12 protein-coding genes are annotated in these 16,601 nt (G+C 47.4%); 8 read left to right on the top strand and 4 right to left on the bottom strand.

All coding sequences use genetic code 11. The features are described 5' to 3' along the window. Positions 1–300: 300 nt before the first annotated feature. Positions 301–1,449, bottom strand: a complete 1,149-nt coding sequence (locus ACED46_RS13965) for a PLP-dependent aminotransferase family protein (RefSeq protein WP_102428141.1) — start codon at positions 1,447–1,449, stop codon at positions 301–303. Between the two features lie 115 nt (positions 1,450–1,564). Between ACED46_RS13965 and ACED46_RS13960 the strand changes: the two genes are divergently transcribed. The 7 genes from ACED46_RS13960 to ACED46_RS13930 all read left to right on the top strand — a co-directional run bounded on the left by ACED46_RS13960 (position 1,565) and on the right by ACED46_RS13930 (position 9,535). Next, entirely contained in the window at positions 1,565–2,434 is an 870-nt protein-coding gene (locus ACED46_RS13960) for a GyrI-like domain-containing protein (protein ID WP_050620166.1), read from the top strand. 244 nt (positions 2,435–2,678) lie between these two features. Next, positions 2,679–4,013 (top strand): MATE family efflux transporter, encoded by a 1,335-nt coding sequence (locus tag ACED46_RS13955; protein ID WP_371721722.1) that lies wholly within the window; start codon positions 2,679–2,681, stop codon positions 4,011–4,013. A gap of 201 nt (positions 4,014–4,214) precedes the next feature. After that, positions 4,215–4,973: an ATP-binding cassette domain-containing protein gene (locus tag ACED46_RS13950; protein WP_371721721.1), complete on the top strand. Its 759-nt coding sequence runs from the start codon at positions 4,215–4,217 to the stop codon at positions 4,971–4,973. Next, entirely contained in the window at positions 4,970–5,821 is an 852-nt protein-coding gene (locus ACED46_RS13945) for an ABC transporter ATP-binding protein (RefSeq protein WP_371721719.1), read from the top strand. Before ACED46_RS13950 ends, ACED46_RS13945 begins: the two co-directional genes overlap by 4 nt. A gap of 48 nt (positions 5,822–5,869) precedes the next feature. Beyond that, entirely contained in the window at positions 5,870–7,399 is a 1,530-nt protein-coding gene (locus ACED46_RS13940; RefSeq protein WP_371721718.1) for an ABC transporter substrate-binding protein, read from the top strand. 4 nt (positions 7,400–7,403) lie between these two features. Continuing rightward, the gene (locus ACED46_RS13935; RefSeq protein WP_371721717.1) at positions 7,404–9,140 is read left to right on the top strand and encodes an ABC transporter permease subunit; all 1,737 of its coding nucleotides are present in this window, start codon (positions 7,404–7,406) and stop codon (positions 9,138–9,140) included. Positions 9,141–9,292: 152 nt separating this feature from the next. Continuing rightward, positions 9,293–9,535 carry a hypothetical protein gene (locus ACED46_RS13930; protein WP_017061558.1) on the top strand — a complete coding sequence of 81 codons (243 nt, stop codon included), beginning with the start codon at positions 9,293–9,295 and terminating at the stop codon, positions 9,533–9,535. Between the two features lie 122 nt (positions 9,536–9,657). Here ACED46_RS13930 and ACED46_RS13925 read toward each other — a convergent pair whose 3' ends face one another. From ACED46_RS13925 to ACED46_RS13915, 3 genes are all read right to left on the bottom strand, one after another. Next, on the bottom strand, positions 9,658–12,513 hold the full coding sequence (locus ACED46_RS13925; RefSeq protein WP_371721716.1) for an FAD-binding and (Fe-S)-binding domain-containing protein: 2,856 nt from the start codon (positions 12,511–12,513) through the stop codon (positions 9,658–9,660). A 428-nt stretch (positions 12,514–12,941) separates the two neighbouring features. After that, a complete protein-coding gene (gene lldD / locus ACED46_RS13920) occupies positions 12,942–14,081 on the bottom strand; it encodes an FMN-dependent L-lactate dehydrogenase LldD (protein WP_065583579.1) in 1,140 nt (379 codons plus the stop codon). A 201-nt stretch (positions 14,082–14,282) separates the two neighbouring features. Beyond that, entirely contained in the window at positions 14,283–15,977 is a 1,695-nt protein-coding gene (locus ACED46_RS13915) for an L-lactate permease (RefSeq protein WP_017061561.1), read from the bottom strand. 234 nt (positions 15,978–16,211) lie between these two features. Here ACED46_RS13915 and ACED46_RS13910 point away from each other — a divergent pair. After that, the coding region (locus tag ACED46_RS13910; protein WP_371721715.1) for a LysR family transcriptional regulator at positions 16,212–16,601 on the top strand (390 nt) is incomplete at its 3' end.

Here is a 16,601-nt window from a genome sequence, read left to right as displayed (position 1 = left end):
GCGAGCTGGAACGTAAATCCAGAGCGGTTGCCTTTTATGATACATACTGAGTTTGATTTACTCAGGTTTGCCCATATTGGCTTATTAAAATCCGCCGCAGTATAACCAAGCCAAGGAAGGACAAAAACCAACCAAAAGTAGGGCTATTTAGCATTGTTATTAGTGTGGCTTTTGGACTAAGAAATGCAATGAAACCGTTTTATCTGGTTCGAATTACAACACGTATTCCCAAACCAAAAAGGCCCTGCTGTAAAAATACATCAGGGCCTTGGTATTGAATCTGTCTGACTTAATCAGCGATTACGCTTGGTTAAGTACTTCCGCTAAGCGTTTCACCGCTTCTGTTAATTCTTCTGGGTTGGCGTTAGTGAAGTTTAAGCGCAGTGCGGCTTTTGCTTCATCGGCCTTTGGATAAAATACTGGGCTTGGTACAACCGCCACACCATTCGATAGCAAAGTCTTAGCTAATTCGAAGGTATCGCACTCTGGGATTTCTACCCAAATGAACATCCCGCCATCTACGGCTTTTAACACGCAATCTGCAGGCAGTTGTTTTTTTAGCTCTGAGAACAACACTTCATAACGAGACTTGTACAGTGTGCGAATGTTTTCCATGTGTACGTTGAAGTCTTCATGTTTTAGAAGACCAACAAGCAGTGCTTGCATAGGTACACTTGAGTGTAAATCCGCGCCTTGTTTGACTTTGATCAGTGGCTCAAGGTAGCTGCGTTTACCTGTTACCGCACCAATGCGTAAGCCTGGCGATGCAATCTTAGAGAATGAACGAAGAACGATAGAGTTGTCAGGGCAGAACGAAGAAACCAATGGCAGTTCCGTACCTGTGAAACGTAGCTCACGGTATGGCGCATCTTCAATGAAGGCTACGTTGTACTTGATACACAGCTCAGCCACTTTTTGACGAGTTTCTGTTGCCCAACATACACCTGTTGGGTTGTGGAAATCAGGCACGGCATAGAACATCTTCGGTGATTGCTGTGCAAAGCACGTTTCCAGTTCGTCTAGGTTCGGGCCAAATTCAGTTTGAGACACGGTCGCAATGTTTGCTTGAACTAGGCCAAACACCTGCATCGCACCTAAGTAGCTTGGCGCTTCCATCACAACCACATCACCCGGGTCAACATACGCACGTGCAATCAAATCCAAACCTTGCTGAGAGCCAGTACAAATCATTGCCGTGTGTGATTCTGGCAATTGGTAGCTTTGTGTTAGGTGGTCAAGCAACGGGCCGTAACCGGCAGTAGAACCGTATTGGAAAACTTCAGGCATGTTCGCTAGGTTTTCTAGCGTTGGCTTCATTAAATCGATAGGGAATGTTTTCTCGTCCGGTAAACCACCGGCCAATGAGATGACATTTGGATCACTTGCGGCTGCGAGGATCTCTCGAATGTATGAAGATTGAATCTGTTGTAATGACTGTGCGATTTCCATGTGTTGTGTCTCGTCGTTTATCGTTTTTATTCTATCGCTTGATATTACACGGCAATTGTAAAAACAAGCGTGTCCGTTTATGCTCTTAAACATGTCCATTTATGCTATTTAAACGATGTCACGTCAACACATATCGCGAATCAATGATGTCTTGTTCCATATTCACCAAGACATCAGTCAGCCTTTGTCTGCCAAAGAGTTATCTGAGATAGCGGCCTATTCAGAACAGCACTTTCATCGCACCTTTAAAAGCGTGGTCGGGGAGTCGTTGCATCAATATATCCGACGCACTCGAATGGAGTATGCAGCCAACCAATTGATGTTTGATACCAGCTCGTCAGTGGTCGAGATCGCCCATAAATGTGGCTTTAGCTCGGTGTCTTCGTTTAGTCGAGCATTTAAAGCGACCTTTAATATGTCTCCGGGCGAGTGGCGTAAACACGATTTACAAGTAGCAGAAAAACCCTATTTGAAAGATCCCGAAGTGGCGGCGGGCTATTTGAATGTGGCGCAGCGAGTATTGCCCGAACCCAAGATCGTTGAAGTGCCTGAACGCATGGCGGCCTATGTTCGACATACGGGTTATAACCGCTCTATTCGCAATGCGTGGTTGATATTGAAAGCGTGGGCGAATTCCGAACAGCGTGATTTTTCGAGCCAATTTGGTTTGCATCACTCAAACCCTGCTTGGGTTGAAATGGATCAGTGTCGTTATGTCGCGTGTATCGCGATTGATGAGCCGATTAAGTATCGTAGCGTAGTTAATCAGATGGTGATTCCGGGCGGCTTACACGCTGTGTTTCGACTAAATGGCCGCTATGGAGAACTGCTACCACAGATCAGTATGGTGTTAGAAAAGTGGCTACCCACATCTGGTTTCAAACAGCGCTCGACTCCTGCGTATGTGCATTATCATCAGAATCACTTCCTTAATAGTGATGAAATATTCGAGCTCGATTTCTACCTTCCCGTGAGCTTTTACTGAGCCTTTACTAGGTTAACCATTGAGTTGGCTCAGTAATTGGTTTTGTTGTGTTTTGTCGAGCGTGATTTGACTCATTTGTTGTGGCTAATTTGCTCGCTCAATGACAGAAAGGCCTCTTATGTTGATGGTGCGATAGGAGAGAAGCTTGTTGATAAACGACTCTAAGTAAATGATGACAACGTACGGATTAAACGATAGCATCCCGCTCTAATTGCAAATAGTTCTTAATATCACCCGGTAGAATATGACCATTACCCACAAAGATTATCTGAAAATTGCCTTCCCTTTCATCATCTCAACGGTGACACAGCCTCTACTAGGTGCTGTGGATACCGCTGTTATCGGCCAACTTGGTATTGCTGAACTGATTGGCGGCGTGGCGATCGGCACCATCATTATGAACACCATGTATTGGTTGTTTGGTTTTTTCCGTGTCAGTACCACGGGCCAAAGTGCGATGGCACTGGGTAAGGGAAACCGCACTGATTTGGCGGGTAGCTTGATGCGTCCGTTTGTGCTGTCTGGTTTAGTGGGTTTGATCTTTATCTTGATACAACCACTCATCTGGCAAGGCGCAATGTGGGTGATAGAGCCTGAAGCCAATGTAGCCGAGCACGCGCATATCTACTTCAGTATTTTGATTTATGGCGCGCCTTTCGTGTTGCTTAACTACACCATTATTGGTTGGTTAATGGGACAGGCGAAAGCCAAAGACGTTCTTTATACACAAGTGTTTGGTAATGTGTTGAACATTGTCTTGGATGCGGTGTTTGTACTTTATTTCGATTTGGGTGTCGCAGGTGTGGCTTACGCAAGTTTGATTGCACAAGTTACCACCTTTGCGATTGGTGTGACCTTGGTGATGAAGACCAGCAATATTTCGATCTCTGAGTTCTTGCAAGGCTCGAAGATGACCAAGAAAGACCTATCGACAATCATCTCTTCGAATACCGATCTATTGCTTCGCACCATTTGTATCTTGGTGTTCTTCAACATGATGGCGCGTACTGGCTCTAAACTGGGTACCGATGTTCTAGCGGCTAACGCGATCTTGATGCAGGTGACCTTCATTGTCAGCTATATGTTTGATGGTATTGCCAACGCATCGAGTGTGTTTGCAGGTAAGGCGGTAGGACAGAAGAACCCTTCAATGTTGGATCGTGTATTAAGACTTAACTTCCAATGGACGGCGAGCTTTATTGCCGCACTGACCTTCCTCACCTTGGTATTCAAAGACAGCATTGTTTTCTTGTTTACCGATATCCCAACGCTTGTCGCTCTATATCAAGAGATGGCTCCGTGGTTGATTGTGTTCCCGCTGGTGTCTGGCTTTGGCTTAACGGTTTACGGCATTTTTACGGGAACGGGTACCACGCGTCCGGTTAGGGACTCTAGCATCGCTACTTTGTTGGTTTTCTTAGCGGTACAGGCATTATCAATCGATATGTGGGGCAATCATGGTTTGTGGTTGGCGTTTACCTTGTTTTATCTTGGACGTATTGCATTCTTGTATCCGTTCATCGCACAAGTTAAGCAGAAGTGTCTTCCAACAGAAGGTGCATCCGCGGCGTGTCATTAGGTTAGAAACACAATCGTTATTGCCAGTACTTTTGAAAGCGCCAGACAGCATTATGCTAAGGGCGCTTTTTTTATCTAATGACCTAGTAAAAATGGTCAATCAAACAGCCAATAAAATGCGATACGGTTCAATGTTCGCTTTTCATCATGTAGGCTTAATGATAGAGTTGTTATGTTATAACATCCATTTATGAGTATCTGCGTGAACGCCCCACTTCTGTCTGTTGACCAATTAACGATCAAAACCTCTTCGAGAACACTTTTTCAAGATATTCATTTCGATGTATATCGAGGTGAGCTGTTGGCGATCATGGGTCCATCAGGCATTGGTAAGTCGATGCTTTCGCGCGCGATTGCGGGTTTTCTGCCAGAAACCGTTGAGGTTGAAGGTTATATTTCTCTTTCTGGCGATGCCGTGTGTGGCTTGCCTATGTTGCAAAGAACCGCAGCACAGCGCCCCGCAGTTATCTTTCAAGATGCGCTTCAAGCATTAAATCCTCTGGTTTCCATTGAAGGTCAACTCAGTTTGGCATTGACGGGGACGCGCACTAAGCTTAAATCACAAGACAAGATCAAACTCACTGAATTGTTAGTGCAGCTTGGATTTCCTAACCCTGAAACCATCTTGCCGTTATATCCGAGCCAAATTTCGGGAGGGCAACGTCAACGGATTTGTATTGCGATTGGCTTGCTGAGTAACGCCGATCTCATCATCGCCGATGAACCAACCAGCGCGTTAGATCCGGTGACAGAGCAAGAGATACTTAAGTTGATTCGAGACAATGTTAAACAGCGACAAATCGGTGGCTTGTTGATTACTCATGACCTGCACAGCGCATTAGCGTGTGACAAGTTGTTGGTCATCGATGATGGTGGAGTGGTGGCTTACGGCGCACCAAAACATGCACTTGAATCGAGCTCTCACGCTTTCTGCTGTTCATTGAGAGACTTAATCGAATGAGCCCGACCTTACCACTAAACTCAGAAGCCTCGTCATTAATGCCAGTGACTGATTCAGAAACACAAGCATCGACAGAGATTACGTTCGACAATGTGAGTGTTCACTACTACTCCGTACCAAGTTGGTTGGGTGGTAAAGCGTTCAAAGCGCTACAGAACATAGACCTTAATGTTGAAGACAAAAGCCTAGCAATTGTTGGGCGTTCTGGTGCCGGTAAATCAACGTTAATTGAACTGCTATTTGGCCTTAAAGCGCCAACCGTTGGTCAAATAAACTTGTTCGGTTATTCGCTCCCAATTCGCGATAGCAAAGCGCAAGCAACGGTGTGTCGCTTGATTCAATTGGTGCCTCAAGAGCCCCACACTAGCCTCAACCCTTACTATACCGTTCGACAGATCTTAGCCGAACCTCTAAGTAACTTAGATGTTTCGGGTAATCATGAAGCCATCATTGAAGAGGCGCTTTCAGACGTTGGATTGCCTGCCAGTTTGCTCTTACTGAAACCTAATCAGCTTTCTACAGGTCAAGCTCAACGTGTGGCTATTGCTCGGGCTCTTGTCGTTAGACCCGCAGTGCTGGTGGCCGATGAACCTACTGCCAGCCTTGACCCAGTGAATCGCCAAAGGTTGTTGGACTTGGTTAATTCATTAAAAAAGAAGCGCGATATGCGCCTTATTTTGGTTACTCACGATTTAGGTGCCGCAAAAGCCCTTTGTGAAGAAATACTGGTACTCGACCATGGTGAAATGGTGGAGCACGGACCGATCAATCAAGTGATGAGTAAACCTGCTCATCCTGCGACTCAGATGCTGATCGAGTCTCAGCCTCTTTCGAAATCTACTTGTTAAACACAACCTTATTTATTAAAAAAATACAGCTACAGAGAAAAAATAATTATGCGTTTTAATTCAATCAAACTGGCTTGCACGCTTGCGTTGGCTCTGCCTTTGACAGGCTGTTTTGACTCTCAACCAGGGTCTAGCGATGCCGCAGTAAAATCTGAAATCCGAGTTGCGATGATGCAACCACCAAGAACGGGCCTATCGCCACTTTCTGATGACGCGTTCAAACTATCACGTTGGAGCACGGCTGAAACGTTAGTGAACTTGAGCCCAACCTCAGAAGCAGAACCAATGCTAGCGACTGATTGGAAACATCTTGATCCTCTGACTTGGCAGTTCACGATTCGCCAAGGCGTTAAATTCCACGATGGCTCTACATTAACAGCAGAATCCGTAGTGAACTCTTTGCAGAAAGCGCTTGAGGCTGCACCTAAGCCACGCATTCTAGATGGTGTCGATCTCGAAGTGAAAGCGATGGACAACTACCGCGTAGAGATCAAGACCAGCTTTGATGACCCTCTTTTACCAAGCCGTTTATCAAGCCCTCAATTAGCGATTCTTGCAGCAAGTGCTTACCAAGAAGATGGCCGTGTTAGCCCAATGGGTGCTGGTACGGGCCCGTTTGAGTTGACTGAAATTAACGGTACAACCAGCGCGAAGCTAAAACGTTTCGATGGCTACTGGGGTGAAAAAGCGCAAGTTGAATCTGTGATTGCAGAATACGTCCCTAACGGTTTTGCTCGCGCTGCAGCTCTAAGAACAGGTACAGCAGACATCGTTGAAGCAGTACCCGTTTCACAAATCGCGACCATTGATCCGAACCTACTTTATGAAGTGGCAATGCCTCGTACTAATACGCTTTACCTGAACAACAAGTCAGGCGTATTTAGCGATATTGAACTGCGTAAGGTAGCGGCAGCTGCAGTAGACCGTGAGCAGATCGTGAATACTGTTTATGAAAACCACGCGGACATCGCACAAGGCCTATTAGGTCCTGCACTTGCTTGGGCTGAGCCGATCCGACCTGAAGGTCAAGCAATCGACAAAACGCTAAAAGCAAACGGTGAAAGTATTGTTATCGGTACCTTTACCGACCGTGCAGAGCTTCCAGAAGTGGCAGCGCTACTGAAGCAACAACTTGAAGCGGCTGGTTTCAAGGTTGAGCTGGATATTCGTGAATACGCTCAGATCGAGAACGATGCGCTATCTGGTAAGTTCGACGCGTTTATCCTTTCTCGTGCAACGGTTCTAGATTCGGGTGACCCAGTGGCTTACATGATGAGCGACTTTGGTTGTCAGGGTTCATTCAACCTTGGCCAGTTCTGTTCTCAAGAGGTAGATAAAGCACTGAATCACGCTGACCTACAACCGCTAGGTGCGCTGCGTCAGCAAGCGATCATCGAAGCTGAACAAAAAATCCTTAACGATTTCGCGGCTATCCCGCTGCTTCACGAACGTGTGATTCAAGGTGAAAGTGAGCGTGTAAGCAATGTCGTTCGTGACCCAAGTGAACGTCGCTTGGTTGATCAAACTACACAGGTCAAAAAAGCGACACAAGTTAACCCGGCAACACAGGCTAACTAAATAAATGTTATCTGCTGAGACTCTGCGTCGAACTCTATTTATCTTGACGCCTTGGCTATCAAGAATCGCCTCACTGATTGTGGTGGTGATTCTTGTTGGTTTGATGCCTGACATTGCAGGCATCGATCCAAGCCAATCTATTCTGCGGGCTAGGGCGGGGCAACAACACCTGCTTACGCCTGAAGCTTTAGCGGCGGTACGCGCTGATCTTCAGCTTGACCGTTCAGCTATTGAGCGCCTGCTCGACTGGGTAGGAAGTGCTTTTTCAGGTGATCTAGGTGAATCATGGATTGATGGTTCTTCGGTTGCACTAGGTATTCAAAAAACAGCGTCTACATCTCTGTTTTTGATGTCTAGCGCACTGGTGATGACTTTCGTACTGTGTGGTGCAGGCCTGCTTGCCACCTTACGCAGTTGGAAGAAGGGCAAGCTGGGGCAGAGCTACAGCAGTTTAAGTACGGTATTAATATCGTTGCCAGAGTACGTAGTGGCCTCGGTATTAATATTGGTGTTCTCTATCTGGTTAGGTTGGCTACCACCGTATGGTTGGCAAGGTTGGCAAGATATCTGGCTACCGAGTTTAGCGCTCGCACTGCCTGCAAGTGGCTTGTTTAGTCGTCTACTCAGAGACAGTTTACAACGCGTTCTCAATGAACCTTGGGTGATCACTTGGCTCAGTGCCAACGTTCATTCCAATCAAATTATTCGCTTTGCGCTGAAAAGAGCGCTAAGCAGCCTGATCCCACAAATTGCAATGATCGTTATTGGCTTAACGGGGGGTGCGGTCGCGGTTGAGCTTATCTTCTCGATTCCGGGTATCGGACGCATGATTCTTGGTGCTGCTAAGGCGCAAGATCTACCTATGCTGCAAGGCGGCTTATTAGTATTGCTGCTGTTTTCGATTGCCGTGAGCAGCATGAGCTTGTTTGTTCAGCAGTTGATTCTTGGTCACAGCCTGAAAAGCGGTAAGCTCATCAGTAGTCACTCTTCGTTTCGTTTTACGCAGAGCCGAGCTAAACGTGTTACTGCTTTTGCGATCTTCTCGTTCCTAATTACTATCGTAGTTTGGGCAGCATTTCGTGACCCATATACCAGTCAATTTGCTCGCTTAGCGGATCCAAGTTGGCAAGCTCCATTGGGTGCGGATGGCATTGGTCGAGATCTGTTAGCGAGAATCGGTTCAGGTATGGTTTCGACCTTCCAAGCCGGTATGTTGGCGACGTTTTTGAGTTTGGTGACAGGCATTATCATGGGTTTCAATACCCGCTTTAGCCAAGGTCTTATCGAGATAACTAAGGGTATCCCTTACATCATTGCAGGGTTGCTAGTTGCGGGCTTAACGGGTATGAATCCGAACAGCGCATTAATCGCGATTGTATTGGTGTCGTGGGCGCCGCTAGCTGCACACTGCTCAAGCTTGATCGTAGAAGCCAAGGCTCAACCTTATACACACCTCGCGCCACTATGGGGCACCAGTAAGCTTAGAATCTTCCGTTTCTACTTGCTTCCGTATGTGTTGCCACCGTTGTTAAGACACGCGATGTTGAGGCTACCAGTCATCACTCTAAGTCTGACCTCGCTGAGCTTCATCGGATTAGGGGCAAAGCCACCAACACCTGAATGGGGTTTGATGATCGCAGAGAACCTTCCATACATTGAGCGCGCGCCATTAGCAGTCATGGGGCCAATTGTTGGGCTGATCTTGTTGGGTGCAGCCATTAACTTGATGTTTGATGACTAACGTAAAGATCCGGTCGCTGAGGTTTCTAAATTGACGATCCGATTGGGTATTCGATTTAGCATTTATGTTGTAACCTTAGCCCTGCTTTTTAGAGACGCTTTTTGATCGGCTCGAAAGTTAAACAGGCCCTAGTTAAGTGTAAAGGATTCAACATGTATCTCGTTTTGTATTGCCACAATATTGGTATGACCGACTTTTCTTTCTTTGAGACGGAAGATTTCGATAAGGAAGATGGCTATATCGTGCGAGGCAAATGGCCGAACGAGAAAGCGTTCCGTGATTACTTAACCAAAGAGTTTGGTGACATGAACGAGTTCCAAGTGATCGACTTAATCGCCAAAGGCGCAGAAGCAGAACACTACTCGCCAGAAGAGTTGGTGCGCTTAGCTCAGTAGCCGCTAGCTCAGCAATATCTAGCTCGGTAATACGTTTTAAATCGAATAAACAAATGGCAGCCTGATTGGGCTGCCATTTTTCGTTTTAAGCTAGAGCACGTTGCTATGAACTTTGAATAAAGCTACTGCGCCACTTCGTCCACCAAGTACAAGATTGACTGATATGGAATGCCACTGTGGTGTGATAAACCTATCTCACAGGTTCGGCTGTTACTGAAACCACGAGTACAGTTGCTCGGTACTTGTTCCTTGAGTGGGTGTACCGCCGCCTCATTCAGCTCTGGTGTAGTGAAGCCTTTGTCACCTGCCCAACCACAACATTGAATATGCTCTGGAACAATCACCTCTTCGGTACACGCTTTAGCAAGGTTTAACATCGCGCCTTCTAAGCCCATTCGACGAGAGCTACACGTGACATGCAGCATCACGGTTTCTTGTAGCGGCTCAAGCGTCAGATGTTCAAGCAAATATTGATTCACAAACCCTGTTGGCTCTAACACCTCTAATGGCTTGGTGAACTGTTCAATACTGCGTTTAGCACATGGGCTGGTATCCATCAATATTGGGTATTCACCCTGACGACTGGCTTGCCATAGCACTTCTTCCAACTGCTGAGCCTTCGACTGTGCTAAGTCGGTCATTCCTTTGCTGTCGTAAGGCATACCACAGCATTGGTCATCTAGCTTCTTCGGTAGAATTACCTCGAATCCTGCCTTGTTGAGCAAAGACATGGTCACTTCAGTAAGAGGACGTTGGTCGCCCGCATCGCTTTGTTGCCCCATGGTTCGACTTGCACAGGAAGGGAGGTAAACCACCTTCTTATGATTGCTTGAAGATTCTGCCGTCACGGGTGATGAGGCAAGCGAGTGACTGTTGGACTGCGGCATCTCTGGCATCCAAACCGGCGTTGCGCCTTTGGTCACTGAGCGCAGGCCATTGGTAAGCTTACCGACCGTGTTTGCCCCCAAGACCTTACTCGCTACTTGATTGGTTTTGAGGCCTGCTTTGGTCAGCTTCGTGGTGGTCGAGAAATGATCCGCTGTCCACTTAGCGATTGGTGTGAACTTCTCATACTTGGCAACACGAAGCTTCTTCACTAAGTCACCCGTATTAATGCCTACCGGACAGCGCTCAGCACACAGGCCTGTTGCCGCGCAGGTATCAATGCCTTGGTATTCGAAGGTTTTCTCTAGTTCACTGGCTTCTATCTCTTCACCTGCTTCTCGGCGGCGTTGCAGTTCTCGGTACAACACAATACGTTGGCGAGGTGACAAGGTCAGTGTGCGAGAAGGGCAAACAGGCTCACAGAAGCCACACTCGATACAGCGGTCGACAAGGTCATCGGCAGCAGGCATTGGCTTCAGGTCTGTGATGTGGGAATTTGGATTGTCGTTGATGATAACGCCGGGGTTGAGCAGCCTTTCTGGGTCAAACAGCGCTTTGATCTGTTGCATCAAGGCATAGCCATCTTTGCCCCATTCCAATTCCACATAAGGTGCCATGTTTCGGCCCGTGCCGTGTTCCGCTTTCAGTGAACCTTGATACTTCACTGCAACTAGCTCGGCAACGTCATCCATGAAACCGCCGTAACGGTCGATCTCTTCTTGGCTGTCGAAGCCTTGGGTAAACACAAAATGAAGGTTGCCTTCGAGTGCATGGCCGAAAATGATCGCTTCGCTGTAGTCGTATTTATCGAACAACTCTTGCAGCTCTCGAATACCGTTAGCCAGGTTTTCAACAGGGAAAGCCACGTCTTCGATGATAACGGTTGTGCCAACTTCACGAACGGCCCCAACTGCTGGGAACATGCCTTTTCGAATGCCCCACAGGGTTGCAACAGTCTTTGGATCGGACGTAAAAGGGACCGATTCAACAATCGTGTAATCAGCCAATGCATCCAAAATTGATTTACATTGTAAATCTAAGTCCTGCTGGGAGCTGGCGTGTGATTCCACCAAAATAGCCGCCGCTTCTAAATCTAGGTTTGGCATAAACGCAGGCATACCCGGTTTATCCGCGACAGAACGTAGCGCCCTGCCGTCCATCAACTCAACGGCTGCAACCGGAGTTTTGGATAATGTAGTTACGGCTTTACTTGCTTGCTCGATGTCGGCAAACACCAATAGCGCTGAAGCTTTGTTCGGGTGTTCAATCACCGTGTTGTAAGTGATCTCGGCTATGAAGCCTAGTGTGCCTTCTGAGCCAATCATCAGGTGTTTTATGATCTCAATTGGGTCGTGGTAATCGACCAATGCATTGAGCGCGTAGCCGGTGGTGTTTTTAAGACGGTACTTGTGGCGGATTCTGTCTGCCAGTTCTTGATTTGAGCTAGTCTGTCTGTGTAAATCAATAATGCCTTCAAACAACGTTTTGTGTGATTGCTTGAAAGCTTCAACGCTGGCGTTATCTGCCGTATCAAGCAGGGAACCATCACTCAATACGATTTTCATGCTCTCGACGGTGCGATAGGAGTTTTGCGCAGTACCACAACACATACCGCTGGCGTTGTTCGCGGCAATACCGCCAATTTTACAGGTGTTGATAGAGGCTGGGTCTGGGCCGATTTTACGTTGGAAAGGGGCGAGGTATTTGTTGGCATCAGCACCAATCACACCGGGCTGAAGAATGATCTGATTGCCGTTATCGACAATTTCATGACCACGCCAGTCGTCGGTAAGGGTGATGAGCACCGAGTCTGAAACCGCTTGTCCTGACAGGCTGGTGCCTGCGGCGCGGAAGGTAAAGTGAATGCCGAGTTCGCGACAGCTTTGAATGGTGAATATCACTTCGTCTAAGTTTTTAAGCCTTAGAACCATTTTCGGCACCAAGCGATAAAAACTCGCATCGGTGCCGTAGGCCAATCGCTTTGCCTCTTGCGTGACAATGCGTTCCGTTTCTATTTTTTGAGCCAGTATCGCTTCAAGCTGCTGATAAGCTTGTGCGTCTATTACTCGCTCATGGGATGTGTTTGTCTCCATCTTTGCTTCCTTGTGCTTCTTATTTGGCACTGTTCAGGGCGTGTTGACCTTTCGTGGTTAAATTTTGTTCGAGATAAAAGCGTTTTAATCGCGGCGAGGGGAAGTAGCCTAGTCACTCTAAGCAAATCCCCCTCAACAAAGAGTAAAACGCTTTTAGCCGAACCCTTCGGGCAGCGTTTGCTGGCCATTTCTACTACGTTATCGGCTTCTCATGTAGGCTAGCTACACATCGACGCCTCTGCCTTGTATAAATACCCAGCAACTCGCTGCAAAAATCAGCTCGAAAGATCAACACGCCCTCGTTTTTTATATTATTTTCCAGTGCTTAAACGGTGTCACAACGGTAGTGGAATTGCTGTGACACCGATTGAACTTCAGCCTAAGTAGACCAAAGCATGAGTCCGAATCCGAACCTAAGTCGTTGAGGTTTAATCTAGCCCCACCAAAGATTCACGAGTTAAGTCTTTGATTGTCCTCGCGCCTGTTAATGTCATCGCAACGCGCATCTCTTTGTCGTAAAGGTCGAGTAGATTCTCAACGCCGGCTTGTCCTTGCGCTGCTAATGCGTAAACGAAAGAACGGCCAAGCAAGGTGCAGTCTGCGCCCAATGCCATCATTCGAACCACATCCAAGCCAGTACGAATGCCAGAGTCGACCAGAATTTTGGTGTCGCCTTTAACTGCATCAGCAATCGAAGGCAGCGCTTTGGCACTTGATAGAACGCCGTCAAGCTGGCGGCCGCCGTGGTTTGAAACCACAATGCCGTCTGCGCCAAATCTCACCGCATCCTTTGCATCTTCTTCATCAAGAATGCCCTTGATGACCATTGGACCGTCCCAGAAATCACGAATCCACTCTAGATCTTTCCATGAAATCGACGGGTCGAAGTTATCACCTAACCAACCGATGTAGTCTTCCAGCTTGGTAGGAGAACCACGATAAGTAGATATGTTGCCTAGGTCGTGTGGTTTACCCAGTAAGCCGACATCAACTGCCCAGCTAGGATGACGCATAGATTGGAATACGCGGCGTACTGCTGCATTTGGACCACTCATTCCTGAGTGCATGTCACGGTAGCGAGCGCCGGGTACGGGCATATCCACGGTGAAGACCAGTGTTGTGACGCCAGCGGCTTTAGCGCGTTCAAGAACGTTCTTCATGAAGCCACGGTCTTTTAACACGTAAAGTTGGAACCACATTGGGCGTTCAATCTTAGGTGCAACTTCTTCAATCGGACATACCGACACGGTCGACATGGTAAAAGGGATGCCTTTGTTGTCGGCGGCTTTTGCTGCTTGTACTTCACCGCGTCTTGCGTACATACCCGTTAAACCAACAGGCGCTAGTGCGATTGGCATCGCTAGCTTCTCGCCAAATAGTTCGGTTTCCAAATTTAGGTCCGACATGTCGTTGAGTACGCGTTGTTTTAGCGCAATCTCAGCTAGGTCAGCCGTGTTGCGACGTAGGGTATGTTCTCCGTAAGAGCCACCATCAATGTAGTGGAAAAGAAACGGTGGTAATTTCGCTTTTGCTGCGGCGCGGTAATCAGTCGATGCGGATATGATCATAATTTCAGTCCTAAATTCTTGGGATGTTGCTCTTCTTTGAGAGCTTGGTTTGGGCTGCTTTAATTCGGGAAAATGGCGTTAATACCCATGGGTGTTGATGTGCTCTAGTATCCATCCCGGAACTCATCAACTGTCTTATTAGACGGTGTCGCTGTCGGGGAATTGAGTATTAACGCCAAGTGCTTTTGAACGACTTATGGTTTACATAAGTGCGTCGGTCATTTTGAATCCGTAGATAACCACTAGGCCGATGATGCCTGTCATCACCAAGTAGTAGAACGTTGGAATGATTGTCTTACGTAGGGTTGCACCTTCGCGTCCTAGCAAGCCAACAGTTGCTGATGCCGCTACCACGTTGTGAATCGCAATCATGTTACCTGCTGCTGCACCAACGGCTTGTAGAGCAACAACCACCGCACTAGAGATAGTCAGAGTCTGCGCTACTTCGAATTGGAACTGGCTGAACATCATGTTTGAAACTGTGTTCGAACCTGCAATGAAGGCACCTAACGCACCAACCGTTGCACTCAATGCTGGGAATGCGCTACCAACGAGGTCAGCTGCGAAGTTTGCCGTGGTTACGGGCATACTTGCTAAATCTGCGCCGTTCACACCAGAGTTAATGAAGATACGAACCATTGGGATGGTGAACACCAACACAAAGCCTGCGCCAATCAGAGTCTTGCTCGATTCACCGAAGGCTTTAGCCAGTGGCGTTGCGCTGCGAGATTGCATCAGAACAGCAACCAGCGCGACGAAGACCAAGATACCGCCCGGTAGATACAGAGGCTGAATCGCAGTGCTCACACCGGTTTCACCAAGGATGTTGCTGAACGATAGGCTAACGCTCTTCAGTAGGCCTTTGAATTCAGGGCTCACGCGGCTCGCAACCAAGGTCACCGCTAGCAGCACGTATGGTGCCCATGCCATCGCCATGCTCATCTTCTTATGGCCTTGATTGTTGTCGTCAAGGTCGATTTTCAGAGAACCTAGCCATTCTGCAGGCCACTTGTCTTCGCTCTCAAAATCCCATTTTGATTTTGGTACGAGGAAGCCACGTTTTGCTGCAGTAACCACAATCGCAAGGCCAACCAAACCACCAATCAGTGATGGGAATTCAGCGCCTAGGAAAACACCTGTTAGTGCGTAAGGAATAGTGAAAGCAGCACCTGCGAACAGTGCGAACGGCAGGATATCTAAACCTTCAGTCCAGCTTTTGTTCTTACCGAAGAAGCGAGTCAGCATCATTGCCATCAATACAGGCATCATCACACCAACAGAAGCATGAATTAGCGCAACGCTTGACGTGATTTGTTGTAGATAAGCATCCCATGTTGAGCCATGAGCAATCAGGCTTTCACCGATGTTGTGCGTGTCCAATCCTTTGTTCACACCAACGATGATAGGTGTACCAACCGCGCCGAATGATACTGGCGTAGATTGGATCATCATGCCCATCAGTACCGCAGCCAGCGCAGGGAAGCCGATAGCAACCAGCAGTGGTGCAGCGATTGCAGCGGGTGTGCCGAAGCCAGATGCGCCCTCAATGAATGAACCAAAACACCAAGCAATGATGATCGCTTGTACACGACGGTCTGCTGATATGTCAGTAAATCCGTTGCGGATGGTGGTGATAGCTCCGGTGTGTTTCAAAGTGTTTAATAAGAAGATGGCGCCAAACACAATCCAGAGAACCGACACTGTAATGCCGAAGCCTTGGAATACAGAAGCCAGCACGCGAGTGCCAGACATGTCCCAAGCAAGTAGGGCGATAGCAACGGTTAAGGCAAATGCCACAGGCATCGCTTTTTTTGCAGGCCAGTTAAGGCCAACCAGCAGAATCGCTGCAACAACTATTGGTGAAAATGCCAATAGGGCTAGTAGAGTTTCACTCATGGGTACTTCCTCGTACTGTTTTCAAACGTTCATGTTTGAAGTAAAGATCACGTTATGGTTTGTCATTATTTGAATCGCTTTGGCCTCTAAACGGGAACCTTCTTTAGGCGAATCTTGTAATTGGAATGACTGTTTTTGTAATTGTTTTGTTAATTTGGCGTGAATTTACCCCTTTATTTTTTATTGATATAGGGAAATAATGAAAATAATTAATTCCAAAATTGGCATAATCAGATGCGAGCAGACGATTTGATCCTGTTTTCACAGGTGGTAGAACTAGGCAGCTTCAGTAAGGTGGCAGAACAAAATAACCTTACAAATTCGGTAGTTAGTAAGAGAATTGCGCGTTTGGAAGAAGAGATTGGCGTGCAGCTATTATATCGAACCACGCGTAAATTGACGCTTACCGAGGCGGGTAAGGCAATGTTACACGGAGCCAAAAATGTGAAGCAGGCGGCTCAAGAGGCTATGGACGCAGTTTCAGGCTTTGGTGAAAATGTCAGTGGTCATATCAAAATGTCAGTGCCTACTATCTCCGGAGATTTGATTCTCGCAGACGCTGTGGCCGAGTTTTGTAATATGCACCCAGGTTTAACGGTCGATATGTCTCTGAATAATCGCTTT

The organism is Vibrio sp. 1S139, assembly GCF_041439475.1.
GTDB lineage: Bacteria > Pseudomonadota > Gammaproteobacteria > Enterobacterales > Vibrionaceae > Vibrio > Vibrio crassostreae_C.
Note: the sequence above shows the minus strand (reverse complement) of the source record. Positions and strands in the feature narration are given on the sequence as shown.

Bases quoted from the DNA above. Each gene is read 5' to 3' on its own strand.
- ACED46_RS13935 (WP_371721717.1), top strand. From the start codon at position 7,404: ATGTTATCTGCTGAGACTCTGCGTCGAACTCTATTTATCTTGACGCCT.
- ACED46_RS13915 (WP_017061561.1), bottom strand. From the start codon at position 15,977: ATGAGTGAAACTCTACTAGCCCTATTGGCATTTTCACCAATAGTTGTT.
- ACED46_RS13955 (WP_371721722.1), top strand. From the start codon at position 2,679: ATGACCATTACCCACAAAGATTATCTGAAAATTGCCTTCCCTTTCATC.
- ACED46_RS13940 (WP_371721718.1), top strand. From the start codon at position 5,870: ATGCGTTTTAATTCAATCAAACTGGCTTGCACGCTTGCGTTGGCTCTG.
- ACED46_RS13930 (WP_017061558.1), top strand. From the start codon at position 9,293: ATGTATCTCGTTTTGTATTGCCACAATATTGGTATGACCGACTTTTCT.
- ACED46_RS13965 (WP_102428141.1), bottom strand. From the start codon at position 1,449: ATGGAAATCGCACAGTCATTACAACAGATTCAATCTTCATACATTCGA.
- ACED46_RS13925 (WP_371721716.1), bottom strand. From the start codon at position 12,513: ATGGAGACAAACACATCCCATGAGCGAGTAATAGACGCACAAGCTTAT.
- ACED46_RS13945 (WP_371721719.1), top strand. From the start codon at position 4,970: ATGAGCCCGACCTTACCACTAAACTCAGAAGCCTCGTCATTAATGCCA.
- lldD (WP_065583579.1), bottom strand. From the start codon at position 14,081: ATGATCATATCCGCATCGACTGATTACCGCGCCGCAGCAAAAGCGAAA.
- ACED46_RS13960 (WP_050620166.1), top strand. From the start codon at position 1,565: ATGTCACGTCAACACATATCGCGAATCAATGATGTCTTGTTCCATATT.